Consider the following 23,575-nt stretch of genomic DNA (forward strand, 5'->3'; position numbering starts at 1 on the left):
CATCCCCGACGAATGTCTCGCTCTCGGAGGATGTCCGCATGCTCGCGCCATCGGGCGAATTGCTGCGCGTCGGCGTGGCGCTGAAACTCAACCATCTCAAGCGTGCCGCCCGGTCCTACTTGCGTGACCGCACCAGCCAGGCCACGGGACGGGCGACGTCCTATGCGGTCGCGGCCGGCCTGTTCGCAGTGGCCGGGCTGTTCCTGATCGCGGCCTTCTTTGTCGGCCTGGTCGCCCTGTACCGCTGGATCGCGATCACCTACGGACAGTTCTGGGGCTTCGGTGCCGTCGGCGCCGTGCTGTTGGTCCTGGCTGCATGCTGCGGCGGCGCGGCTCTGGCCCAGATGAAGCGTCGGGACAAGCCGATCGTGCCGCTTGCCAGCCGCCTGCGCGTTGCGATCGCCACCCCGCGGATTCCGCGCGGAACGGTCAAGCAGGCGGTGAAAGAGGTCGCGACGACGATTCCCCTGGCGCCGCTCGCGCCCGGCGAACGCAGCCACGGCGGCAACACCCGGCCCCTGCGCGCCACCCGTCCCGTGCAGCTGGGTCTGATGCTCGCAGCCGTCGGGCTGCTGGGCTTCACGGCCGCGCGTCGGAGACGGCACGGGCACGGACTGGACGCTTGAGATGCCCGCGCGGCGCTCAGGGCAGCTCGACTCCTGGCTGCTGATCGCCACCACGGCCGTCTTCGTGCTGGCCGCAGAGCGCTACTTCCAGGACCCCGACGTGGTCCGGCCGGGGCCTCTGCAAGACCACCGCAACGGCGAGGCGAATGCACCGGAAACGAGCCCGGCGCGTGCGGCCGTGCAGCCCGGCCATGGCCGCCGTGCGAAGAGTCCCCTCGCTATCCCCTGGGCCGGCTGGAAGGATATCTTCTGGCGTACCTATCAGCGCATCGACAACGATCGCCTGCTCGCCACGGCGGGCGGTGTCGTGTTCTTCGGGCTGCTCGCGATCTTCCCCGCAGTCACCGCGCTGGTCTCGTCCTACGGCCTGCTCGCCGATCCCTCGACGATCAGCGCCAACCTGCAAACGCTTGCGACGATGCTGCCCGAGGGCTCGTTCCAGATCGTCGAGGACCAGGTCGCGCGCGTGGTGTCGAAGGGCAATACAACGCTTGGTGTCACCTTCCTGCTCGGCCTCCTGCTTGCGATCTGGAGCGCCAATGCCGGCGTCAAATCGATCTTCGATGCCCTCAATGTCGCCTATGAGGAGCGCGAGAAGCGCAGCTTCATCCGGCTGAACTTGGTGTCGCTGGCCTTCACGGCCGGCGGCATCGTGGCACTGCTGCTGATGGTGGGCGCCGTCGTCGCCTTCCCGCTCGCGCTCGATCATCTCGGCATGGCGCCCGAAAGCAAGCTGATCGTGGCGCTGGCACGATGGCCGCTCCTGTTCCTCATCCTGCTCGTGGCGCTTGCCATCCTCTACCGCTTCGCACCCAGCCGCGATGCGCCGCGCTGGCAATGGCTGAGCCTCGGCGCGGTGGCGGCCGCCCTGCTCTGGATTGCCGGCTCTGCCTTGCTGTCCTGGTATCTGTCCGAGTTCACCAATTACAACGCCACCTACGGCTCGCTCGGCGCGGCGATCGGCCTGATGATGTGGATGTGGATGTCCGCGATCGTTATCATGTTCGGCGCCGAGCTGAACTCGGAGATCGAACGGCAGACCCTGCGCGACACGACCACCGGGCAACCGAGGCCGCTCGGAAGCCGCGAGGCGGTCTCTGCGGATACGGTCGGCGCCGCCGCTCCGGCCTGACCTCGCCGCGAACGGACCGCTATCCCCTCGAATCAACAATGATGTTAGGGTCACGCGGCTTGGGGGAGCATGAGGCGTGACGGGTTCGCACAGTAACCCGTGTTTTCCCGGGTGAGGCAGTCAGCTCTTGAGGCGTAACGCGCGGCATGATTCGCATTTCGACGATCTTCATCGCCATCTGCATGGTTCTGGTCGCGGCCTCGCTCGGGCTGGCGCTCTACGCGGTCGCCGGCATCAGCGGAACCGAATCCGCGATCGTGGCGCTGACCGCGCTGACCTTCCTGATCCTCTACAACGCGGTGTCGATGCGGCTACGCGACCGCAGCGACGTCGGCGGCCAGATCGCCGACCTCTCGCGCGGCACCGCCGACCTCGCCCGCCAGGTGGCGGAATTCGGCCGCCGGTTGGCTGCGATCGAAGGGCGTATCGCCTCGTCCAATTCGACCAATTCCGACCGCATCCAGTCGGTGGTCGGCGAGATCAACGAGCTCGGCGGGCTGGTCAAGCAGCTCGCGTCCACCGTGTCGACCCATGAGGACCTGCTGGCCGGCGCGACGCCGCCCTCTCCCGCTCCGGTCGCAAGGGCGGAACCGGAAGCACCGATCGACCTGATCGCGCCGCTCGGGGAGCGGCCGGTGGCGCCGCCACCGCTTCCCGCGGCTCCCCCGCCTCCCGCAGCGCAGCCGCGGCCGGCACCGTCAGTTCAGGCCCAAGCCGCCCATCCGGTTCAGACTCCCAACGGACGCAACCAGACCCAATTGCTGGCGACGCTGCGCAGCGCGATCGACGAGAACCGCGTCGACATCTTCCTCCAGCCGATGGTGACGCTGCCGCAGCGCAAGGTGCGGTTCTACGAGGCGGTGACACGGGTCCGCGACGAGCGCGACCAGTTGATCGCCGCCGAGGAGTTCATCAGCATCGCGGAGGCCTCGGGCCTGATCGGGCGTGTCGACAACATGGTGATGCTGCGCTGTGTGCAGGTGCTGCGCCGCCTGATGGTCCGCAACAAGGACGTCGGCGTGTTCTGCAACGTCGCGGCCTCCACGCTCGGCAATTCCACCACCTTCGCGCAATGCCTCGACTTCCTCGAAGCCAACCGGGCGCTGGCGCCGTCGCTGGTGCTGGAGTTCAAGCAGTCGACCTTCCGCAATCTCGGCCCGGCCGAGTCCGAGAACCTCGCCGCGCTCGCCCAGCGCGGCTTCCGCTTCTCGATCGACCATGTCACGGATCTGCGCATCGAGCCGCGCGAGCTCGCCGACCGCGGCGTGCGCTTCATCAAGGTGCCGGCCACGCTGTTGCTCGATCCGAGGCAGGCCTCGACCTCCGACATCCACCCGTCCGACCTCTCCGACCTGCTCGGCCGCTTCGGTATCGACCTGATCGCCGAGCGGATCGAAGGCGAGCGCGCCGTGGTCGATCTGCTCGACTATGACGTGCGGTTCGGCCAGGGGTTCCTGTTCGCGCCGCCCCGGCCATTGCGGCCGGAGGGGGCATCTGCTACCGGCGGGGCCTCGCCGAACCAGGCGCAGGACATTCAGGGATCCAATGTCTCCGGCACACCCAGCCCAGGCGCGACGTCAGCCGCTCCTCCAGCACAACGCATCACCGGCAACGCGGCGCTCGCGCGCCGTATCTGATCGGCCGTGCGCATCATGACCACGCTGCATTTCGCCGAAAGCCTGCGCGAGCTCGTGGGCGATGTGGACGTCGTGCTCAGCGACATCTGGGGTGTGGTTCACAACGGCCTGGAATCTTTCCCCGAAGCCTGCGAAGCGCTGCACACCTATCGCAGCCGCGGCGGTACGGTAATCCTGATCACCAATGCACCGCGCCCCGCCGACTCCGTGCAGCGGCAATTGCGCAAGCTCGGCGTCGCCGACGAGACCTATGACGCGATCGTCTCGTCGGGCGATCTGACCCGGCTCTATGTCGCCGAGCATCCCGGCCGCAAGATGTTCTGGGTGGGCCCCGAGCGCGACAACTCGATCTATCGCGGCCTCGATGCGGTGACCGCACCGCTGGAAGAGGCCGACTACATCGTCTGCACCGGCCTCTATGACGACGAGACCGAGACGGCGGAAGACTATCGCGGCATGATGCTGAAGGCGCGCGAGCGCAAGCTGACGCTGGTCTGCGCCAACCCGGACATCGTGGTGGAACGCGGCGACCGGCTGATCTATTGCGCCGGCGCGATCGCCGAGCTCTATCGCGAGCTCGGCGGCGAGGTGATCTTCTACGGCAAGCCGCACCGGCCGATCTACGAGCGCGCGATGGCGCTCGCCGGCGAACGCCAGGGCCACCAGATCGACCGCAGGCGCGTGCTGGCGATCGGCGATTCCGTCCGCACCGACCTCACCGGCGCGCGCGAATTCGGCATCGACTGCCTGTTCGTCACCCGCGGCATCCATGCCGAGGAGTTCGAAGGTCTTGACCAGCTCGACCCGGCATCCGTGATGGAATTGTTCGGCCACCCGCCGAAGGCGCTGATGCGCGAATTGAAGTGGTGACGGCATAGCCGTCATCCCGGGATAGTCCGAAGGACCAGACCTCAGATGCGCAATCGCGCATCGGGGGATCTCGAGATTCTCAGGTGCGCAATCGCGCACCATAGTTCGGTGCTGCGCACCGCGCCGGAATGACACTCGCAACGCAGAAGGCCCGGGACGAGCCCGGGCCTTGCGAATTGAACCGATAGCCCAGGCGCGCTTACGCGCTCGCCATGTCCGGAAAGACCGCCTCGATCTTGGTCTTCAGCGTCGCCGCGTTGAACGGCTTGACGATGTAGTTGTTCACGCCGGCCTTCTTGGCCGCGATCACATTCTCGGTCTTCGATTCCGCCGTGATCATGATGAAAGGCGTGGTGGCGAGGTTCGGATCCGCGCGCACTTCGCGCAGCAGGTCGTAACCCGTCATCGGCTCCATGTTCCAGTCGGAGATCACGAGGCCGTACTTCTTGCCGCGCATCTTGTTCAGCGCCGCCGAACCGTCGCTGGCATCGTCGATGTTCTCGAAGCCAAGCTGCTTCAGCAGATTCCTGATGATACGGATCATGGTGCTGTAGTCATCCACCACCAGAACCGGCATCGACAAATCAACCGCCATCTCGACTCCCCCAACGCAAACCCAGGAATATTACGATTGGAGCCGCCAGGCCGGAGGCCCGTGCAGTTCCACGTTTCAAGGACTAGCACCAAGGCGTTAAACAGCGCGTTAACTGCCGCCGCCCCCGAAGAATTGAAATCGCGTTCAATGCCGCCGCCTCCCCCCGCTTGACTTCGCCGGGCGGGTCACGCCACGGTCCCGGCCGGTCCCGCCGGCTCGAGAATTTCCCCTGATGGCCCCGCATTTTACCGTTATCCGCGACACCACGCCGGATTCCGCGATCCCCCGGGGCGCCGTGGTCGCCATGGGCAATTTCGACGGGGTTCATCTCGGCCACCGCGCCGTGATCGCGGCGGCGCTGGAAATGGGCCGGACGCATGGCCGCCCTGCGCTGGCGTTGACCTTCGAGCCGCACCCACGGCGGTTTTTCAGCCCGAATACCCCGCAATTCCGCCTGACGGACGAGCGGGCCAAGCTGCGGCTTCTGGCCGGGACCGGGCTCTCCGGCGCCGTGGTCATGACGTTCGACAAGGCGAGAGCCGGCACCAGCGCGCAAGATTTCATTCACCATGACCTGATCGGGCGTCTCGGCGTCAGCGCGATCGCGGTCGGCTACGACTTCCATTTCGGCAAGGGACGGGTCGGCTCGCCCAGCCTGCTGGTCAATGAAGCGCCCCGGCTCGGCATCGAGGTCGACGTCCAGCCGCATGTCGATTTCGACGAGCGGCCGGTTTCCTCCAGCGCCATCCGGATAGCACTTGCCGAAGGGCAGCTCGACGAGGCCACCACCATGCTCGGCGCCCCCTGGTTCATCACCGGCGAGGTGATCCATGGCGAAAAGCGCGGCCGCGACCTCGGCTACCCCACCGCCAATATCCGCCTGGACGCCAATTGCGGCCTCAAGCACGGCATCTATGCGGTGCGGGTCGGTCGCGGGACCGAGCGCCTGAACGGGGTGGCCAGCTTCGGCCGCCGCCCGACCTTCGACAATGGCGCGCCGCTGCTGGAAATCTTCCTGTTCGACTTCAAGGGCGACCTCTACGGGCAGGCGCTCGACTGCGCCTTCATCGGCTTCATCCGCGAGGAGCTGAAATTCGACAGCATCGAGGCCCTGATCCGCCAGATGGACGACGATTCCGCCCGCGCCCGCACCATGCTGGCCGCCGCCCCGGACGCGTTTCCACGGCTTGGAATCATCGATTGAGACCGAAAGCCGGCCCGCCGGACCTTTGCGCTTCCCTTAGCCCCCTGCTATGGAGTGCCCATGTTTGCGCGGCGCATCATAGGGATTAGCGGCCCGGCTTCCGCCTGAGCCTCCGGCTCGGCGCAAGACCGGGATTTTGTCGTTTCACCCCGCGATTCCGCATCGCCGTCCGTTCCCGCGCCCTTCCGAGCCAGTCAGCCTCATGTCCGAAAAGCCGCAAAAGTCCGACGCCCAAAAATCCGACGCCAAGGACTATTCGAAAACCCTGTTCCTGCCGCAGACCGAATTCCCGATGCGCGCCGGCCTGCCGCAACGCGAGCCGGAGATCCTCAAGCGCTGGCACGACATCGACCTCTACGGCAAGTTGCGCAAGGGCGCGGAGGGCCGGGCCAAATTCGTGCTGCATGACGGCCCGCCCTACGCCAACGGCAACATCCATATCGGGCACGCGCTGAACAAGATCCTCAAGGACGTCGTGACCAAGAGCCAGCAGATGCTCGGCTTCGACTCCAACTACGTGCCCGGCTGGGACTGCCACGGCCTGCCGATCGAATGGAAGATCGAGGAGGAGAACTACCGCAAGAAGGGCAAGCAGAAGCCCGACTTCCGCGACAGCGCCGCGATGGTGGCGTTCCGGAAAGAATGCCGCGCCTATGCGACGCACTGGATCAACGTGCAGCGCGAGGAGTTCAAGCGGCTCGGCATCATCGGCGACTGGGATCATCCCTATCAGACGATGAGCTATCCAGCCGAAGCGCAGATCGCACGCGAGTTGATGAAGTTCGCCGCCAACGGCACGCTGTATCGCGGCTCCAAGCCGGTGATGTGGAGCGTGGTCGAGAAGACCGCGCTTGCGGAAGCCGAGGTCGAGTACGAGGACTACACCTCCGACATGGTCTGGGTGAAATTCCCGGTCACCTCGCCAGCGCACGGCGCGCTCGCCTCCGCCAGCGTCGTGATCTGGACCACCACGCCGTGGACGCTGCCCGGCAACCGCGCCATCTCGTTCTCACCGAAGATCGCCTACGGCCTCTACAAGGTGACGGATGCGCCTGCGGACAATTGGGCGAAGACCGGTGATCTCCTGATCCTGGCCGATGCGCTGGCCGCAGAAGTGTTCAAGCAGGCCCGCGTCACGACCTATGAGAAGGTGCGCGAGTTGCCGGCGGACACGCTCGACGCGGTGGAATGCGCACATCCGCTGAAGGGTTTTAGCGGCGGCTACGAATTCACGGTGCCGCTGCTGCCGGGCGATCACGTCACCGACGATACCGGCACCGGCTTCGTGCACACCGCGCCCGGCCACGGCCGCGAGGACTTTGACGTCTGGATGGCGAATGCGCGCGAGTTGGAAGCGCGCGGCATCAACACCACGATCCCCTACACCGTCGATGAGAACGGCGCCTTCACCGACCACGCGCCGGGTTTTGTCGGCAAACGCGTCATCAACGACAAGGGCGAGAAGGGCGATGCCAACGAGGCCGTGATCAAGGCGCTGATCGACGCCGGCAAGCTGCTGGCCCGCGGCCGCCTCAAGCACCAATATCCGCATTCCTGGCGCTCGAAGAAGCCGGTGATCTTCCGCAACACGCCGCAATGGTTCATCGCGATGGACAAGGACATCAGCGCGAACGGCCATGCGAAGAAGGGCGACACGCTGCGCGCCCGCGCGCTGCACGCGATCTCGGTCACACAATGGGTGCCGCCGTCGGGCGAGAACCGCATCAACGGCATGATCGCCAACCGTCCGGACTGGGTGATCTCGCGCCAGCGCGCCTGGGGCGTGCCGATCGCCGTGTTCGTGCGCGAGAAGAGCGACGGCTCTGCCGAGATCCTGCAGGACGAGATCGTCAACCAGCGCATCGCCGAGGCCTTCATGGAGGAAGGCGCCGACGCCTGGTACATGGACGGCGCCCGCGAGCGCTTTCTCGGCTCCCGCGCGAGCGAAGACTGGAAGAAGGTCGACGACATCTGCGACGTCTGGTTCGATTCCGGCTCCACGCATGCCTTCGTGCTCGAGGATCGCCAGAACTTCCCGCAGCTCGGCAACATCGTCCGCAAGGTCGACGGCGGCAGCGACACCGTGATGTATCTCGAAGGCAGCGACCAGCATCGCGGCTGGTTTCATTCCTCGCTGCTGGAAAGCGCCGGCACGCGCGGTCGCGCGCCCTACGACATCGTGCTGACCCACGGCTTCACGCTCGACGAGAACGGCCGCAAGATGTCGAAGTCGCTCGGCAACACGGTCGAGCCGCAGAAGGTGATCAAGGATTCGGGCGCGGACATTCTGCGCCTGTGGGTCTGCGCGACCGACTATGCCGACGACCAGCGCATCGGCCCCGAGATCCTGAAGAACACCATCGAGACCTATCGCAAGCTGCGCAACTCGATCCGCTGGATGCTTGGAACGCTGCATCACTTCAAGCCGAGCGAGAAGGTCGCCTATGCCGAGATGCCCGAGCTCGAGCGGCTGATGCTGCACGAACTGGCCGGCCATGCCGAGACCGTTCGCAAAGCCTATGCCGCCTTCGACTACAAGACCGTGGTCGCAAGCCTCGCGGCCTTCATGAACTCGGAGCTGTCGGCGTTCTATTTCGATATCCGCAAGGACACGCTCTATTGCGATCCGCCGTCCTCGCCGGCGCGCAAGGCCGCGCTTACCACGATCGACCTGTTGTGCGACGCCATCCTGAAATGGCTCGCGCCGATCCTGAGCTTCACGACCGACGAAGCCTGGCGGATGTTCCGCCCCAACGCGGAGCCCTCGGTCCATTTGACCCTGTTCCCGGCGGACATCGAAAAGCTCCGCGACGACAAGCTCGCCGGGAAGTGGGAGACGATCCGCAACGTCCGCCGCGTCGTCACCGGCGCGCTCGAGCTCGAACGCGCCGCCAAGAACATCGGCTCGTCGCTGGAGGCATCGCCCGTGATCTATGTCGCCGACCGCGACATGCTGGCGACGCTGTTCGACACCGACCTCGCCGAGGTCTGCATCACCTCGAACTACGAGGTGCGCGAGGGCGAGGCGCCGGCTTCGGCGTTCCGTCTCGATGCGGTGCCAGGCGTTGCCGTCATGGTCGAGAAGGCGGTCGGCACCAAATGCGCCCGCTCCTGGAAGATCTCGCAGACGGTCGGCGAAGACCCTGAGTATCCCGACGTCACCCCGCGCGACGCCCAGGCGCTGCGCGAATGGAAGGCGCTGGGGGTGGGGGTCTGATAGTCGTCCCGGCGAAAGCCAGGGCCCATCACCACCGCCGTCAAAGGTGAACAGAGATCGATGACCCCGAGTCTTTCAAACGATTACCGCCTGGGGTTATGGGTCCTGGCATTCGCCAGGACGATGGCGGAGTATGCCGCGGCGGCGTTGGGTCACGCACGATGACCCCCCTCCGCGCCGGCATCCTCTCGGCCATCGCCACGGTCATCCTCGACCAGGCATCAAAACTCTGGCTGCTGAACGGGTTCGACCTCGCCCATCGCGGCGCGGTGCGGGTGACGCCGTTCTTCGACCTGGTGCTGGCCTGGAACATCGGCATCAGCTTCGGCTGGCTCCAGAACGACAGCCAGGCGGCGCAGCTCGCGCTGATGGCGGTCAAGGCCATCGCGGTGGTCGCGCTGGCGATCTGGATGGCCCGCTCCCACACCCTGCTTGCGACCGTCGCGCTCGGGCTGATCATCGGGGGCGCCATCGGCAACGGCATCGACCGACTGGCCTATGGCGCGGTGGTCGATTTTGCCCTGTTTCATCTCGATATCGGCGGAAATACCTATAATTGGTACGTGTTTAACCTCGCGGACGTGGCCATCGTTGCTGGGGTGGCGGGGCTACTGTATGATTCCTTCCTGGGGGTACCCGCCGCAAAAGCGCCCTGATCCCGGCCGATACGGACCGGCAGGTGGAACCCGGCCTTTTGCGAGGGTTGGCCGCGTGCGAGCGGCAATCTGCCACAATATGGAACAGGTACAGTGATGCGCAGCTCGAAGACCAGCGGTTCGATGGTTCGAGACCCCAAATGGGGGTTCATGCGGGCATTGAAATTGTCCGGTGTCGCGCTCGGCATCGGTCTCGTCATGTCGGCAGGCCCGGTCCGCGCCGGTGACGACGGCGACGATGATGACGACATGACCTTCGAAGAGAAGCTCATCGACAATCTGATGTCCGGTATCGGCGCCAAGAGCATGGAGAAGAAAGGTATCGAGTACCGCGAGCGGTCGCCGCTGGTGGTGCCGCCCAAGCTCGACCTGCCGCCGCCCGCCGGCACCGAAGCCAAGAACGCGCCGAACTGGCCGAAGGACCCCGACGAGAAGCGCCGCAAGGAGGCCATCGCTCAGAGGAAAAAGGCCGTCAAGGCGACGGAGAACTGGCAGGCGGCCCAGCCGCTGACGCCCGCCGAGATGAGAGCCGGCACGGCAGCTGCCCCGGAGCGCACCAGCAACGATCCGATTCAGCCGGGCACCAACGGCAACCCGTCGCTCAGCCCCGCCCAGCTCGGTTTCTCCGGTGGCCTGTGGAACATGATGAAGGGCGGCAACAGCTCCGAGGAAAAGCAATTCACGAGCGAACCCCCGCGCCAGTCGCTGGTCGAGCCCCCGCCGGGCTATCAGACGCCGTCGCCGAACTACGCCTATGGCGCCGGTCCGGACAAGTCGCGGCGGACCTATTTCGACATCATGTCGGGCAAGGACAAGGAGCAATAGCCCCCTCGCCCGCCGCGACGTCCTGACAGTAGCGAACCTGGCGCCGGCGGCTCATGCGCGCCGGACGCGGCCCTTGAATTGCTTATCAGTAACTTGCCTACGCGTTGAGTTCTCTGCTTCGTGACGCGAAGCCTCAGCCGCACGGTGTAGCATGCCGTGCCTCCGAGCCGGACATCCGGGCTCGGCCTTTCACCAGGGATCATGATGTCCGCAAACCGATCGGTTGCCTGCCTTTTTACCGCGCTGCTTTCGACGAGTGTCCTGACAGCCAACGCCGCCCTCGCCCAGACCACGGTGACATCGGCCCCGCCCGCCAGCTTCACGCTCAGCAACGGCCTCCAGGTCGTGGTGATCCCGGACCACCGCACGCCCGTGGTCACGGAGATGATCTGGTACAAGGTCGGCTCGGCCGACGAGACGCCGGGCAAGTCCGGGCTCGCGCACTTCCTCGAGCACCTGATGTTCAAGGGCACCGAGAAGCATCCGGTCGGTGAATTCTCGCAGACCGTGCTCCGTGTCGGCGGCAACGAGAACGCCTCGACCTCGGTCGACTACACCAACTACTACCAGCGCGTGCCGAAAGAGCAGCTGCCGACCATGATGGAGTTCGAGGCCGATCGCATGACCGGCCTGATCCTCAAGGACGAGAACGTGCTGCCCGAACGCGACGTCGTGCTCGAAGAGTACAACATGCGCGTCGCCAACAATCCGGACGCGCGGCTCAACGAGCAGATCATGGCCGCGCTCTATCTCAACCATCCCTATGGCCGGCCGGTGATCGGCTGGCATCAGGAGATCGAGAAGCTCGATCGCGAGGATGCGCTGGCCTTCTACCGCCGCTTCTACGCGCCGAACAACGCGATCCTGGTGATCGCCGGCGACGTCGAGGCCGCCGACATCCGCCCGCTGGTCGAGCGCAATTTCGCCTCCATCCCGGCCCAGCCCGCGATCCCGGCACGCCGCGTCCGTCCGCAGGAGCCGGACCCGGCGGCGCCGCGCACCGTCACGCTGTCCGACCCGCGCGTCGAGCAACCGAGCCTGCGTCGCTATTATCTCGTGCCCTCCGCCACGACGGCCGCGGCCGGCGAGAGTGCGGCCCTCGACGTGATGGCCCAGCTGATGGGCAGCGGCAGCAATTCCTATCTCTACCGCGCGCTCGTCGTCGACAAGCCGCTCGCGGTCTCCGCCAGCGCCAGCTATTCGAGCATCTCGCTCGACCCGACCCAATTCGCGATCTCGGCCGCGCCGAAACCGGGCGTCGGCTTCGCCGAGGTCGAGCAGGTGATCGACGGCGTCATCGCCGACATCGCGCAGAACCCGATCCGCGCCGAGGATCTCGAGCGGGTCAAGACGCAGCTCATCGCGGAAGCGATCTACGCTCAGGACAACCAGGCGGTGCTGGCGCGCTGGTATGGCGGCGCGCTAACCACGGGCCTGTCGATCGAGGACATCAGGAGCTGGCCCGACCGCATTCGCGCGGTCACCGCCGACCAGGTTCGCGCTGTTGCGCAGAAATGGCTCGAGAAGAAGCGTTCGGTGACGGGCTATCTGATCAAGGACACCACCGCCACCAAGCGCGAGGAGAAGCGTTCGTGACCTATCCCTTCCTTCGCACGCGTCGTTTCGCGCTTGCCTTCGTCACCGGCGCTGCGCTTGCGCTCGCCGCGGTCCAGCCGTCGCAGGCCGCTGCAAAGATCCAGCGCCTGGTCTCGCCCGGCGGCATCGAGGCCTGGTTCGTGCAGGACGCCACCGTGCCGCTGATCGCCATGGAATATTCCTTTGCCGGCGGCTCGGCCCAGGACCCCAAGGACAAGTCGGGCGTTGCCAATCTCGTCGGTGATCTCCTCGACGAAGGCTCCGGCGATCTCGACTCCAAGACCTTCCACGAGCGGCTCGACCGCCGCGCCATCGAGCTTTCCTTTAGCGCCACCCGCGACACCTTCCGCGGCAGCCTGCGCATGCTGCGCGACAACAAGGACGAAGCCTTCGACCTGCTCAGGATGGCATTGACCTCGCCGCATTTCGACACCGCCGACGTCGAGCGCATCCGCTCGCAGGTGATCTCGGGCCTGCGCCGCGAGACCACCAACCCGACGTCGCTCGCGAGCCGCAAATTCCTGGAGGTCGCCTTCGGCGATCATCCCTACGGCCGGCAGACCAACGGCACGCTGGACAGCGTGCCGACCGTCACGGTCGCCGACATGAAGGACTATGTCGGCCGCGTGCTCGCCAAGGACGGGCTGAAAGTCGCGGTGGTCGGCGACGTCGATCCGGCCACTCTCGGCAAGCTGCTCGACCACACCTTCGGCAGCCTGCCCGCCAAGGCCAATCTCGTGCCGGTGCCCGACGTCGAGGCAGCCAAGCCGCCGCAGCGCGCCTTCGTGCCGCTCGACGTGCCGCAGACTGTCATCACCTTCGGCGGCCCCGGCGTGAAGCGCAGCGACCCGACCTTCATGGCGGCCTATGTCGTCAACCACATCCTCGGCGGCGGCGGACTGTCCTCGCGGCTCTATCGCGAGGTTCGCGAGAAGCGCGGGCTCGCCTATTCGGTGTTCGAATCCTTGCTCTGGATGGAGCATTCGGCGGTCTTCATCGGCAATACCGGCACCCGCGCCGACCGTGCCGGCGACACCATCGACGCCATCGAGAAGGAGGTGCGCCGCATCGCCGAGGAGGGCCCGACGCAGAAGGAGCTGGACGAGGCCAAGTCCTACCTCAAGGGCTCTCAGATGCTGGCGCTGGATACGTCCTCCAAGCTCGCGCAGGCGCTGCTGCAATACCAGCAGGACAAGCTGCCGATCGACTATATCGAGAAGCGCAACGCGATCGTCGACGCGGTGACGCTGGATGACGCCAAGGCGGCCGCCAAGCGCCTCTGGGGCCAGGGCCTCCTGACCGTCGTCGTCGGCCGCGCCCCGCAGGCCGCCGCGCAGCCGGCGGCAGCAGCGCCCAAGTCGAACTGAGGTCTTCCGTACGTTTTCTGAAATGGCCGGGCTCGCCCGGCCATTTGCGTTTCCACGATGCGCCATTGCCGAACGTGAACGTCCGGGATATGTCCGGACATCACGAATGGTGCCATCATGCTGCGGATATCCCGCGATCTCGTCATCGACGAGGACGACATCGAGATCGGCTTCGTCCGCGCCTCCGGCCCCGGCGGGCAGAACGTCAACAAGGTCGCGACCTCGGCCCAGCTGCGCTTCGACACGCGCAAGCTGACCCTGCCGGAGGATGCAGCGATCCGGCTCGCCCGCATCGCCGGCCAGCGCATGACCAAGGACGGCGTGATCGTGATCCACGCCCAGCGCTTCCGCACCCAGGAACGCAACCGCCAGGACGCGATCGACCGGCTCGTCGAGATCCTGAGCGAGGCGATGATACGGCCGAAGCCACGGCGCGCGACACGGCCGACCTTTGGCTCCAAGCAGCGCCGGCTCGAAGGCAAGAAGCGTCGCAGCGACGTCAAGGCCGGACGCGGCCGGAGTTTCGACGATTGAATGGGCAAAGACCTCCGGCCGCCGAGCGGCCGGAGGTTTGCAGGTTCACGTTCCGGCGTCAGTAACGCTTGCCGGTGGCGGGGCTGCCCGAAGCGGAATCGTCGACCGTCCCCTTGTGCGCTGCGCTTCCCGTTGTGCCGACCGTGCCCTTCGTCCCCTTGGTCGACTTCATGCCCGTCTTCTCACCCGCAGCTCCCGGCTGCGTAGCGAGATCCTCATCTTCGCCGACTGACGCACCCCCCTGCATGGGTTTGCTTTGCACGGTGCCGCCAGGCTTGATGCCAGATGACGTGCCTTGCGCGAAAACGGGCGTCGCAATGAGGGCCGCAAGAGCGCATGCGATTGCAGAAGTCTTCACCAACTTCATCCATTTCTCCTGGATTTTTCGCGATGAACGGGTCGGCTGCGTCCTGCGCCACCCGCCTGCACCGGACCGGTTCATCGCATAGAGAGTTCGAGCGGCGCGATCGCGATGCAATCCGCCTCGTGTGGTCATCGTTTAGGGATTTCGAGGCGGTTTCGCGGAATTGTGCTCCGCATATGCGGCAGCGCGGAACACGCTCCCCACGAGCATCTCCGCTTGCAGCGAAACAGCCCGCTACTACCACCGCATGTTTGGCGGCGCCTAGAGTTTGCGCACGTTGAATTTGACGTGGATGGGCGAGCTCTTGGCGATGCGCGCAGTCGTGCTGGGATTGTGCACCGCAGTGGTGCTGGTGGTGCGGGTTGCCGACGCGCAGATGCCCTTGCCGGCCGCAAAGCCGCCGGACGGCGCGACACTGTTCAAGCAGCAATGCGCGGTATGTCACACTTTGAGCCTGTCGGAACCGTTGCGGCAAGGTCCGCCGCTGGTCAAGATCGTGGGCCGGACCGCCGGCAAGGTCGACGGCTTCCGCTATTCGGACGGCCTCGCCAAAGCCGACTTCGCCTGGGACGAGACCCGGCTCGATGCGTGGCTGACCAATCCGCAAGCCGTCATTCCCGGCGTGGTCATGGCCTACCGGCAGGGTAAGCCGGAGACGCGCGCCGCCATCATCACCTACCTCAAGGAGCTGAACTGAATGGCCAAGCCCGTCCATTCCATGATCCGCGTGCTGAATGAGGCGCGCTCGCTCGACTTCTACCAGCGCGCCTTCGGCCTCGAAGTCACCGATCACCTGAAGTTCTCGGACTTCGCCCTGATCTATCTGCGTCACCCCTCCTCACCTTTCGAGGTGGAGCTGACGGTGAATTTCGATCGCAAGGAGCCGTACGCGCTCGGCGACGGCTACGGCCATCTCGCCGTGGTAGTCGACGATCTCGATGCCGAGCATGCCCGCTTCGAGCGCGAGAAGCTCGCACCGGGCCCCTTGCGCGACTTCAAGCACGACGGCAGGACGCTGGCGCGCTTCTTCTTCGTCAGTGATCCCGATGGCTACAAGATCGAGGTGATCCAGCGGGGCGGACGTTTCAACTGATCAACTCACAAAGATCCAAATCACAAAAATACGGAGGAATGCCATGAGAGAAGTCGATCGTCGAAGCAAGCACAGCCGCCGCGTCTTTCTCAAGGGCGCGGCGACCGCCGTGCCGGTCGTCGCTGTCGCGACCAGCGTCGCCGTCAGCATCGAGGACGCATGGGCCGATGATTCCAGCGCGTTGTCCCCGGCGACGATGAAGACGCTGCTGAAGGTCGCGCGCGACATCTATCCGCACGATATTCTCGGCGACAGCTACTACATCACCGCGATCAAGCCATGGGACGGCAAGGCGGCCAAGGACCTTGCCGTCAAGTCGCTGATCAGCGACGGCATCGCGCGGCTCGATCAGAACGCGCGGGATCGCCACAAGGTGGCTTACGCCGAAGTCCCCTGGGAAGCCGACCGCGTGGTGCTGCTGAAGGAGATCGAGCAGAGCGACTTCTTCCAGAAGGTGCGCGGCGACCTCATCGTCTCGCTCTACAACCAGAAAGAGGTCTGGCCGCGGTTCGGCTACGAGGGCTCCTCCGCCGAGCACGGCGGCTACATCAACCGCGGCTTCGCCGACATCGACTGGCTGCCGAAGGCTTAGATCGCCACCCAACGGTTCAGGAGAACGCATATGGCAAAATTCGATCTGAACGACTCCAGCGTTGTGGTGATCGTCGGCTCCGGTGCCGGCGGCGGCACGCTGGGCAACGAGCTCGCGCAGAAGGGCGTCAAGGTGGTCATTCTCGAAGCAGGGCCCCGCATCGAGAACCAGGACTTCATCAACGACGAGTGGGAGAGCTTTTCCCAGCTCGCCTGGACCGACGCCCGCACCACGTCGGGGACGTGGCGCGTCGCCAAGGACTTTTCGGGCCTCCCCGCCTGGATCGTCAAGGCGGTCGGCGGCTCGACCGTGCATTGGGCCGGCGCCTCGCTGCGCTTTGACGAGCACGAGTTCAGGGTGAAGACCGCCTACGGCAATATTCCCGGCGCCAATTTGCTCGACTGGCCGGTGACGCTGGCGGAGATGGAGCCATGGTACGCCAAGGCCGAGAACAAGATGGGCGTAACCCGCACCAACGGCATTCCCGGACTTCCCGGCAACAATAACTTCAAGGTGCTGGAGGCCGGCGCGAAGAAGCTCGGCTACAAGACCGTGCACACCGGCAACATGGCGATCAACAGCCAGCCGCGCGATGGCCGCGGCTCCTGCCAGCAGATCGGCTTCTGCTTCCAGGGCTGCAAGTCCGGCGCGAAATGGTCGACGCTCTACACCGAGATCCCCAAGGGCGAGGCGACCGGCAATCTCGAGGTGCGGCCGAGCAGCATGGCGGTCAAGATCGAGCATGACGCCGGCGGCAAGGTCACCGGTGTCGTCTACGCCGACGAGGCAGGCGCAATGCAACGCCAGAAGGCGCGCATCGTCGCGGTCGCCGGCAATTCGATCGAGAGCCCGCGGCTGCTGCTCAACAGCGCCTCGACCATGTTCCCGGATGGCCTCGCCAATTCGTCGGGACAGGTCGGCCGCAACTACATGCGGCACATGACCGGCAGCGTCTACGCCGTGTTCGAGAAGTCGGTGCACATGTATCGCGGCACCACCATGGCCGGCATCATTCGCGACGAGGCCGCCAACAATCCGAAGCGCGGCTTCGTCGGCGGCTATGAGATGGAGACGCTGTCGATCGGTCTACCGTTCATGGCGGCCTTCCTCAATCCCGGCGCCTGGGGCCGCCAGTTCACGTCAGCACTCGACGGTTATCCCAGGATGGCCGGCATGTGGCTGGTCGGCGAGGACATGCCGCAGGAGACCAACCGCATCACGCTCGACCCCGTCGTGAAGGACAAGTTCGGCCAGCCGGTCGCGAGCGTGCATTTCGACGACCATCCCAACGACGTCGCGATGCGCGCACACGCCTACAAGCAGGGCGCCGCGGTCTACGACGCCGTCGGCGCCACCGTGACCTATCCCACGCCGCCCTATCCGAGCACGCACAATCTCGGGACCAACCGGATGAGCGAGAAGCCGCGGGACGGCGTGGTCAACAAGTTCGGGCAGAGCCACGACGTCAAGAACCTGTTCGTCTCCGACGGCAGCCAGTTCACCAGCGGCGCGGCCTGCAACCCGACCCTGACAATCGTCGCGCTCGCGATCCGGCAGGCGGATTACATCGCCGGCGCGATGCAGAAGAAGGAGATCTGAGGTCAGATAGGCAACCGCTCTCTCCCCCGTCATTGCGAGCGGAGCGAATCAGTCCAGACTGCCGACGCCGAAAGATTCTGGATTGCTTCGTCGCAAGCGCTCCTCGCAATGATGATGTGGAGGCAGTTGCGAAGCCCGGATGGAATCTCGTAGCCCGGATGGAGCGAAGCGTAATCCGGGGCGCGGACGGATGACCAGAACCCGGATTGCGCTACGCTCCATCCGGGCTACGCACTTTTGTTGGGACAGCTATTCGGCCGCATCGAGGATCGGCGCCACCGTGGCCTTGAACTCCTGCACCGTCGCCATGTTCCTCGACCGGTAGATCAAACATGAGCAGCGCAGCAGCGAGGCGAAATTGTTGACCTCGCCGTGATGGTCGAGCACCTCGTTGTAGAGCGTGGTCAGGAACTTCCCGAGGCTCATGTTCTCCCTGGCCGCGATCTCCTCCAACGTGTCCCAGAACGCCATTTCCAGCCGGATCGAGGTGCAGTGGCCATCGATCCGCAAGGAGCGGGTCTGGGATTCGTAGTCGCGTTGGGGCTGGTGCGCGAAGAGATGGCACATGGCGTCCTCCCGTCCTGTTGCCGTTTTTTCACGATGCTACACCGCGGCCCGGCACCCCACAATCAGGACTGCAGCCGGAGATCGGTCCGTCCCGCCTGCGCGATTTTCTCGAACGTCCAATGTCTTCAATGTGATAGATATCCCTCTTCCCCAGCCCGCCACGTTCCTGTTGCTCAACACATGCTTTTGACGCAACACGGCTTAAGATAACGCCGTTCGCGAACCCAAGACCCGAGCCCATGCCCGTCCGCCAACTGCCAGAGCAAGTCGTCAACCGCATCGCCGCCGGCGAGGTGGTCGAACGGCCCGCGAGCGTGGTCAAGGAGCTGGTCGAGAACGCGATCGATGCCGGCGCGAGCCGAATCGACGTCTTCACCGACGGCGGCGGCCGGCGGCGGATCGGCATCACCGACGACGGCAGCGGGATGACGGCGAAGGACCTCGCGCTCGCGGTGGAGCGCCACGCCACCTCCAAGCTCGACGACGAGGACCTGCTCCAGATCCGCACGCTCGGGTTCCGCGGCGAGGCCCTGCCCTCGATCGGCTCGGTGGCGCGTCTGTCGATCACCACGCGCCATGCCGGCGAGCCGCACGCCTGGGCACTCACCGTCGAGGGCGGCGAGAAATCGGAAATCATGCCGGCGGCGCTGGCCCACGGCACGCGCGTCGAGGTCAACGACCTCTTCTACGCGACGCCGGCGCGGCTAAAGTTCTTGAAGACCGACCGCACCGAGGCCGAGGCGATCCGCGAGGTGGTGCGGCGGCTCGCAATGGCGCGACCGGACGTCGCCTTCACGCTTGCGGGCGAAGAGCGCGCGCCCGTGACCTGGGCCGCGGCGCTACCCGGCGCCGCCGGACGGCTGACGCGGCTCGGCGACATCCTCGGCGCGGAGTTTCGCAGCCACGCCATCGAGGTCCATGCCGAACGCGAGGGCATCGTCGTTTCCGGCTATGCCGCAGCCCCCGCGCTGACGAAAGCCAATGCGCTCGGGCAGTATCTCTTCGTCAACGGCCGCCCGGTGCGCGACAAGCTGATCTTAGGGGCCGTGCGCGCGGCCTATTCCGATTATCTGCCGCGCGACCGCCATCCCGTGCTGGCGCTGTTCGTCACGCTGGATCCGCGCGAGGTCGACGCCAACGTGCATCCCGCCAAGACCGAGGTTCGCTTCCGCAACGCCGGCCTCGTGCGCGCGCTGATCGTCCATGGATTGAAGGAGGCGCTCGCGCGCGAGGGCCGCCGCACCGCCGCCAACAGCGGCGAGAGCGCATTGTCCTCGTTCCGGCCCGCCTTCACGCCGCGCCCGGCGAGCTGGGACTGGCGGGCCTCGCCGTCCGCGCCGGTCGCACCGATGCCGTCATTCGATGGCGCGGCGGCGCCCGCCTTCACGGAGCGCGCCCAGGCGGCGTTCGATGTCGGCGCGCCCAGTGCAGACGTGCGGTTCGAGACGCAGCCCGTCAGCGACCTCGTCGACCGCCCGCTCGGCGCGGCGCGCACGCAGATCCACGAGACCTACATCGTCTCGCAGACCCGCGACGGCCTGATCATCGTCGATCAGCATGCCGCGCATGAGCGCATCGTCTATGAGCGGCTGAAGGCCTCGCTCGCCGCCAACGGCGTGCAGCGGCAGATCCTCTTGATCCCCGAGATCGTCGAGATGGACGAGGCCACGGTGGAGCGCCTGCTCGAGCGCAGCGACGAGCTGGCCTCGTTCGGGCTTGCGATCGAATCCTTTGGCCCGGGCGCGGTCGCCGTGCGCGAGACGCCGTCGCTGCTCGGCAAGACCAATGCGGGCGGGCTCTTGCGCGACCTCTCCGAGCATATGGCCGAATGGGACGAAGCGCTGCCGCTCGAGCGCCGCCTGATGCACGTCGCCGCCACCATGGCCTGCCACGGCTCGGTGCGCGCCGGCCGCAGGCTGCGGCCCGAGGAGATGAACGCCCTGCTCCGCGAGATGGAGGAGACGCCGAACTCCGGCCAGTGCAATCACGGCCGGCCGACCTATGTCGAGCTGAAGCTGAGCGACGTGGAGAAGCTGTTCGGGCGGAGGTGACGCGAGGGTCCGTAGGGTGGCTTAGCTAACTCGCCCTGCGCAGCTTCGACCAATTTCATCCGCAAGCCATTAACTCTTAGCTGCTACCTGAGGCTGTCCTGCGATGTCTGGGGTCCAGTATGTCTTGGTGGCAAGTCCTGGTCGTATGCGCCGTGGCGTTTGTTGTTTGGGATTTTCGCCGCTTTCAGCGGGCGAGAGCCACGACCTCGCCCCCGTGGCCAGGTCCGGCGACTTTCGCGCGGGTGCGGCGCGACGCGCCGATTCCACCGCTGCTTGGGATCAGCGAGAGCGTATCGGTCGTCTTGCGACGGCAGATTCCGCCGCGGTTCGAACCGCCACGATCATGGCTGGGCGGGCTGCCGATGATGCCCCATCACATCGAATGGCCGCGGTCGATTTCGTCGGAATATCCTGATAGAAGCGAGCGGCCGCTGCACTTCATAGCGCAGATTGCCTGCGCCGACCTGCCGGCCGAATTATGGGGCGGGCTCGGGCCGCGCCAGGGCTGGCTCCTGCTGTTCATCGACCCCAATCAGGGCGCGCCTCAGGGACCTGATGCCTTTCGCATTCTGCATGTCGATGCGCTCGGCTCCGAGCGGGAGCCGCCGGCCGATCTCGGGCCTGTGCACGACGGCGTCTACAGCGGGTTCGACTATGACTATTGCCGCACTGCCGACGAGGTGCCGCGGCGCTGGCGGCGCTGGCCGGTCGATCTCGTCGTCGTGCCCAATGAGGCGCGGATCGAAGGCCGGCGGACGCGCGTGGCGCCGGAGAATTTCGCGAGCATCCTCTATCCGGGGCAGCCCGTCGCGTCGGACCGCGAGCGGCCGGACGAGATCGAGCCTTTCACCTGGCGCGGCGCGCTTCGCGTGCTTGACAGCATGGCGCGCACTTATCCGCCGTCAGCCAAACCGCCGGACGAGCTTAAGATACCCGATCGGCTGGTCGAGCGGCTGAGCCAGCCGGGTTATATCGGCTCCATCCTCGCCGTGATCGAGGCCGATGACGCCAATTGGACCGCGATGTCCCGGGCTGATCTCGAGGGCCCCGAGCCGGAGGACGAGGCGATGCGCCTGCGCCGTGCGCAGACGCGGCGCGCGGCGGAGAACCGCAGAACACGACGCGAAGCGCTGGCGGCTTTCCTGGCCAGCCATCCCACGCTGGAGTCGATCGTGGACTATCTGCACCGGTCCGAGCGCGAGCTTGGCGAGTGGAGCACCGCGATGCGCGAACGCGTTGCCGGCGAGAGATCAGTCGTGCTGGCGCACGACCTCGACAGCCCGATTCCGGACGATGCCTGGCGAGCGCTCAAGGCGCGCCTGCAGCAGGACGCATTCCGGTTCTGGAGATATTCCTCCGCCGACCGGGATGGCGAGCGGAGCCACGTTGCCTTTTACGAACACGAAATTTCCGCCTGGTCCTTCCAGCGCGGCCACATTCGCGAGCTGGTGGCCGACTATTACGTCGATGAAGCGAAGCGGCCACTGATCCCGCCCGCCGTGCTTTCCGAATTCGAGCCGTATTGGCGCAGCCTCTATCACAACCGTCCCCATCGCATCGGCGGTTACCACGACGGCTTGCAATCAGATGCGCGGATCGGCCCAACCCGGAAGCTCCTGCTGTTCCAGATCGCAACCGACGACGCCATGCACTGGTGCTGGGGCGACGTCGGCGCCTACTATGTCTTCATCGACATGGACGCGCTGAAGAAGATGGATTTCTCGCAGGCAACGATCACTCTGGAATGTTACTGACGATGCACAGCAGTTCGGCACGCGTGGTTGCCACTCCGCTCGCACACGCCGACCTCATGCGAAGTGGACAGCCTTCGCTGTTTGCCGCGATGCGGATGTCGAGCGAACACAGCCATCTGTTCAAAGAGATGGCCGTCGGAACACACGGATTCGTCAATGAGGTAGGCTTCGCTGCAGGCTGGGCTGCCCCTTTGTCCCCGCTGCCGCGCAACAAGGCGTTTTACAGGGAGTTCATGCGCGACCGCTTCTTCTGGGTGACGACAGCCGATTGCGGCGGCCATTTGGGACGGCTGGAGATCAACGAAGCGCTGGTGGAAGATACCTACATGCGCGGGGCGATCGACTACACCGGTTTCGAACTGATCCTCACCCTCGGCGAAGACGCCCACAGCATCTTCGCGAATCGCGTGGAAATTGGAAAACCGAGGCCCGACTTCGATCATCGCAACGTGATCCTCGGCATACCGACGCCGCCGTTTGCCTTTCCTGCGCAGCGCGAGAAACCCAAGCCTGGCGATGCCAGAATAAAATGCCCGACTGACCTTCGGCCAATCAAGCGGCTTGAGCTGGCCGACATGATCGTCGCCCTCGTGAACCGCCGCGCGGGCGAGCCACCCGACGGCGCCTCGATGCATGACCGCTTCGAACTAATTTCTGCTGCAAGGCTAACGCTGGCAGCTGAAGGAGCCCGAGTGCTTCACGCTCCTGAGCATGAGGGCTTATGAAGCAGAAGTGTTGGGCTACAACTTCTTCAGGAAGACGAACTCCGTGTCGTCATACGCGCGCCTCTCCAGCTCCTCGAAGCCATCAGGCGCCGTAAACTGCGCGGCCTTCGCCTCTTCCACCACCAGCAGCGCGCCCGGCGTAAGCCAGCCGCCGTCGCGCAAGCTCGCGAGCGCCTTCTCCGCAAGTCCCCTGCCATAGGGCGGATCGAGGAACACCAGCGAGAACGGCTCGACGGGATGCGCCGGGCCGAGATCGGTCGCATCGCGGCGATAGACTTTTGTCACCCCGCCGAGGCCGAGCGATTCGACATTGTTGCGCAACAACGCCCGCGCCTCCGCACCGTTGTCGACGAACAGCACGAACTTCGCGCCGCGCGAAGACGCCTCGATGCCGAGCGCGCCGGTGCCGGCGAAGAGGTCGAGCACGCGCGCGTCCTCGATCGGATCGTCATAGGCGTGCACGAGGATGTTGAACACGGACTCGCGCAGGCGGTCCGCCGTGGGGCGGATGTCGCGCGAGGACGGTGAGGCGAGATTACGCCCCTTCAAGCGACCGCCGACGACGCGCAAT

The 23,575-nt window shown here is 65.6% G+C and carries 22 protein-coding genes; 18 read left to right on the forward strand and 4 right to left on the reverse strand.

Annotated elements, in window-relative coordinates; genetic code table 11:
- The first annotated feature begins 38 nt into the window (after window positions 1–38).
- The 4 genes from WN73_RS24555 (at window position 39) to WN73_RS24570 (ending at window position 4,265) form a co-directional block, all read left to right on the forward strand.
- Window positions 39–626, forward strand: a complete 588-nt coding sequence (locus WN73_RS24555) for a phage holin family protein (protein ID WP_271555215.1) — start codon at window positions 39–41, stop codon at window positions 624–626.
- Between the two features lies 1 nt (window position 627).
- Window positions 628–1,758: a YihY/virulence factor BrkB family protein gene (locus WN73_RS24560; RefSeq protein WP_271555217.1), complete on the forward strand. Its 1,131-nt coding sequence runs from the start codon at window positions 628–630 to the stop codon at window positions 1,756–1,758.
- A gap of 146 nt (window positions 1,759–1,904) precedes the next feature.
- Complete coding sequence (locus WN73_RS24565; RefSeq protein ID WP_161536721.1) at window positions 1,905–3,395, forward strand: EAL domain-containing protein; 1,491 nt, start codon at window positions 1,905–1,907, stop codon at window positions 3,393–3,395.
- A gap of 15 nt (window positions 3,396–3,410) precedes the next feature.
- Window positions 3,411–4,265: a TIGR01459 family HAD-type hydrolase gene (locus WN73_RS24570; RefSeq protein ID WP_271555218.1), complete on the forward strand. Its 855-nt coding sequence runs from the start codon at window positions 3,411–3,413 to the stop codon at window positions 4,263–4,265.
- Window positions 4,266–4,464: 199 nt separating this feature from the next.
- Here WN73_RS24570 and WN73_RS24575 read toward each other — a convergent pair whose 3' ends face one another.
- On the reverse strand, window positions 4,465–4,860 hold the full coding sequence (locus tag WN73_RS24575) for a response regulator (protein WP_008567674.1): 396 nt from the start codon (window positions 4,858–4,860) through the stop codon (window positions 4,465–4,467).
- A 232-nt stretch (window positions 4,861–5,092) separates the two neighbouring features.
- Here WN73_RS24575 and WN73_RS24580 point away from each other — a divergent pair, with 232 nt between their 5' ends.
- The 7 genes from WN73_RS24580 to arfB all read left to right on the forward strand — a co-directional run bounded on the left by WN73_RS24580 (window position 5,093) and on the right by arfB (window position 14,259).
- Window positions 5,093–6,064 carry a bifunctional riboflavin kinase/FAD synthetase gene (locus WN73_RS24580; protein WP_161536722.1) on the forward strand — a complete coding sequence of 324 codons (972 nt, stop codon included), beginning with the start codon at window positions 5,093–5,095 and terminating at the stop codon, window positions 6,062–6,064.
- A gap of 202 nt (window positions 6,065–6,266) precedes the next feature.
- The gene (gene ileS / locus WN73_RS24585) at window positions 6,267–9,281 is read left to right on the forward strand and encodes an isoleucine--tRNA ligase (RefSeq protein ID WP_271555221.1); all 3,015 of its coding nucleotides are present in this window, start codon (window positions 6,267–6,269) and stop codon (window positions 9,279–9,281) included.
- A 161-nt stretch (window positions 9,282–9,442) separates the two neighbouring features.
- Window positions 9,443–9,937 (forward strand): signal peptidase II, encoded by a 495-nt coding sequence (lspA, locus tag WN73_RS24590; RefSeq protein ID WP_060910439.1) that lies wholly within the window; start codon window positions 9,443–9,445, stop codon window positions 9,935–9,937.
- A gap of 96 nt (window positions 9,938–10,033) precedes the next feature.
- Window positions 10,034–10,762 carry a hypothetical protein gene (locus WN73_RS24595; protein ID WP_271555281.1) on the forward strand — a complete coding sequence of 243 codons (729 nt, stop codon included), beginning with the start codon at window positions 10,034–10,036 and terminating at the stop codon, window positions 10,760–10,762.
- A gap of 204 nt (window positions 10,763–10,966) precedes the next feature.
- The gene (locus WN73_RS24600; protein WP_442868805.1) at window positions 10,967–12,358 is read left to right on the forward strand and encodes a M16 family metallopeptidase; all 1,392 of its coding nucleotides are present in this window, start codon (window positions 10,967–10,969) and stop codon (window positions 12,356–12,358) included.
- Window positions 12,355–13,725 (forward strand): M16 family metallopeptidase, encoded by a 1,371-nt coding sequence (locus WN73_RS24605; RefSeq protein WP_028174651.1) that lies wholly within the window; start codon window positions 12,355–12,357, stop codon window positions 13,723–13,725. Before WN73_RS24600 ends, WN73_RS24605 begins: the two co-directional genes overlap by 4 nt.
- A gap of 117 nt (window positions 13,726–13,842) precedes the next feature.
- On the forward strand, window positions 13,843–14,259 hold the full coding sequence (gene arfB, locus WN73_RS24610; protein ID WP_028174650.1) for an alternative ribosome rescue aminoacyl-tRNA hydrolase ArfB: 417 nt from the start codon (window positions 13,843–13,845) through the stop codon (window positions 14,257–14,259).
- A gap of 58 nt (window positions 14,260–14,317) precedes the next feature.
- On the opposite strand, the gene WN73_RS24615 is transcribed toward arfB, so the two are convergent.
- Entirely contained in the window at window positions 14,318–14,626 is a 309-nt protein-coding gene (locus WN73_RS24615; protein WP_028174649.1) for a hypothetical protein, read from the reverse strand.
- Window positions 14,627–14,999: 373 nt separating this feature from the next.
- Here WN73_RS24615 and WN73_RS24620 point away from each other — a divergent pair, with 373 nt between their 5' ends.
- From WN73_RS24620 to WN73_RS24635, 4 genes are read left to right on the forward strand one after another with little or no spacing between them, the layout of a single operon-like run.
- Window positions 15,000–15,320, forward strand: a complete 321-nt coding sequence (locus tag WN73_RS24620; RefSeq protein WP_038967308.1) for a c-type cytochrome — start codon at window positions 15,000–15,002, stop codon at window positions 15,318–15,320.
- Window positions 15,321–15,716, forward strand: a complete 396-nt coding sequence (locus WN73_RS24625) for a VOC family protein (RefSeq protein WP_028174647.1) — start codon at window positions 15,321–15,323, stop codon at window positions 15,714–15,716. It abuts the gene before it with no gap.
- A gap of 43 nt (window positions 15,717–15,759) precedes the next feature.
- On the forward strand, window positions 15,760–16,308 hold the full coding sequence (locus tag WN73_RS24630) for a hypothetical protein (protein ID WP_028174646.1): 549 nt from the start codon (window positions 15,760–15,762) through the stop codon (window positions 16,306–16,308).
- 30 nt (window positions 16,309–16,338) lie between these two features.
- Complete coding sequence (locus WN73_RS24635; protein WP_028174645.1) at window positions 16,339–17,907, forward strand: GMC family oxidoreductase; 1,569 nt, start codon at window positions 16,339–16,341, stop codon at window positions 17,905–17,907.
- Between the two features lie 249 nt (window positions 17,908–18,156).
- Here the strand turns inward: WN73_RS24635 and WN73_RS24640 are convergent, their stop codons facing one another.
- Window positions 18,157–18,474: a ribbon-helix-helix domain-containing protein gene (locus WN73_RS24640; RefSeq protein ID WP_011090224.1), complete on the reverse strand. Its 318-nt coding sequence runs from the start codon at window positions 18,472–18,474 to the stop codon at window positions 18,157–18,159.
- 239 nt (window positions 18,475–18,713) lie between these two features.
- On the opposite strand from WN73_RS24640, the gene mutL reads away from it, so the two are divergent.
- The 3 genes from mutL to WN73_RS24655 all read left to right on the forward strand — a co-directional run bounded on the left by mutL (window position 18,714) and on the right by WN73_RS24655 (window position 23,004).
- Entirely contained in the window at window positions 18,714–20,525 is a 1,812-nt protein-coding gene (mutL, locus tag WN73_RS24645; RefSeq protein WP_028174644.1) for a DNA mismatch repair endonuclease MutL, read from the forward strand.
- 119 nt (window positions 20,526–20,644) lie between these two features.
- Window positions 20,645–22,279 (forward strand): DUF1963 domain-containing protein, encoded by a 1,635-nt coding sequence (locus WN73_RS24650; RefSeq protein WP_080668205.1) that lies wholly within the window; start codon window positions 20,645–20,647, stop codon window positions 22,277–22,279.
- Window positions 22,270–23,004 carry a hypothetical protein gene (locus tag WN73_RS24655; protein WP_271555225.1) on the forward strand — a complete coding sequence of 245 codons (735 nt, stop codon included), beginning with the start codon at window positions 22,270–22,272 and terminating at the stop codon, window positions 23,002–23,004. The genes WN73_RS24650 and WN73_RS24655 overlap by 10 nt, the downstream gene beginning before the upstream one ends.
- A 15-nt stretch (window positions 23,005–23,019) precedes the next feature.
- Here the strand turns inward: WN73_RS24655 and rsmD are convergent, their stop codons facing one another.
- Window positions 23,020–23,574 (reverse strand): 16S rRNA (guanine(966)-N(2))-methyltransferase RsmD, encoded by a 555-nt coding sequence (gene rsmD / locus WN73_RS24660; protein WP_271555226.1) that lies wholly within the window; start codon window positions 23,572–23,574, stop codon window positions 23,020–23,022.
- Window position 23,575: the final 1 nt, after the last annotated feature.

Source organism: Bradyrhizobium sp. CCBAU 45394, from assembly GCF_028128655.1.
GTDB lineage: Bacteria > Pseudomonadota > Alphaproteobacteria > Rhizobiales > Xanthobacteraceae > Bradyrhizobium > Bradyrhizobium diazoefficiens.

Coding starts and splice junctions, on each gene's coding strand:
- WN73_RS24555 (WP_271555215.1), top strand. CDS start 39: ATGCTCGCGCCATCGGGCGAATTGCTGCGCGTCGGCGTGGCGCTGAAA.
- WN73_RS24560 (WP_271555217.1), top strand. CDS start 628: ATGCCCGCGCGGCGCTCAGGGCAGCTCGACTCCTGGCTGCTGATCGCC.
- WN73_RS24565 (WP_161536721.1), top strand. CDS start 1,905: ATGATTCGCATTTCGACGATCTTCATCGCCATCTGCATGGTTCTGGTC.
- WN73_RS24570 (WP_271555218.1), top strand. CDS start 3,411: ATGACCACGCTGCATTTCGCCGAAAGCCTGCGCGAGCTCGTGGGCGAT.
- WN73_RS24575 (WP_008567674.1), bottom strand. CDS start 4,860: ATGGCGGTTGATTTGTCGATGCCGGTTCTGGTGGTGGATGACTACAGC.
- WN73_RS24580 (WP_161536722.1), top strand. CDS start 5,093: ATGGCCCCGCATTTTACCGTTATCCGCGACACCACGCCGGATTCCGCG.
- ileS (WP_271555221.1), top strand. CDS start 6,267: ATGTCCGAAAAGCCGCAAAAGTCCGACGCCCAAAAATCCGACGCCAAG.
- lspA (WP_060910439.1), top strand. CDS start 9,443: ATGACCCCCCTCCGCGCCGGCATCCTCTCGGCCATCGCCACGGTCATC.
- WN73_RS24595 (WP_271555281.1), top strand. CDS start 10,034: ATGCGCAGCTCGAAGACCAGCGGTTCGATGGTTCGAGACCCCAAATGG.
- WN73_RS24600 (WP_442868805.1), top strand. CDS start 10,967: ATGTCCGCAAACCGATCGGTTGCCTGCCTTTTTACCGCGCTGCTTTCG.
- arfB (WP_028174650.1), top strand. CDS start 13,843: ATGCTGCGGATATCCCGCGATCTCGTCATCGACGAGGACGACATCGAG.
- WN73_RS24615 (WP_028174649.1), bottom strand. CDS start 14,626: ATGAAGTTGGTGAAGACTTCTGCAATCGCATGCGCTCTTGCGGCCCTC.
- WN73_RS24620 (WP_038967308.1), top strand. CDS start 15,000: ATGCCCTTGCCGGCCGCAAAGCCGCCGGACGGCGCGACACTGTTCAAG.
- WN73_RS24625 (WP_028174647.1), top strand. CDS start 15,321: ATGGCCAAGCCCGTCCATTCCATGATCCGCGTGCTGAATGAGGCGCGC.
- WN73_RS24630 (WP_028174646.1), top strand. CDS start 15,760: ATGAGAGAAGTCGATCGTCGAAGCAAGCACAGCCGCCGCGTCTTTCTC.
- WN73_RS24635 (WP_028174645.1), top strand. CDS start 16,339: ATGGCAAAATTCGATCTGAACGACTCCAGCGTTGTGGTGATCGTCGGC.
- WN73_RS24640 (WP_011090224.1), bottom strand. CDS start 18,474: ATGTGCCATCTCTTCGCGCACCAGCCCCAACGCGACTACGAATCCCAG.
- mutL (WP_028174644.1), top strand. CDS start 18,714: ATGCCCGTCCGCCAACTGCCAGAGCAAGTCGTCAACCGCATCGCCGCC.
- WN73_RS24650 (WP_080668205.1), top strand. CDS start 20,645: ATGTCTTGGTGGCAAGTCCTGGTCGTATGCGCCGTGGCGTTTGTTGTT.
- WN73_RS24655 (WP_271555225.1), top strand. CDS start 22,270: ATGTTACTGACGATGCACAGCAGTTCGGCACGCGTGGTTGCCACTCCG.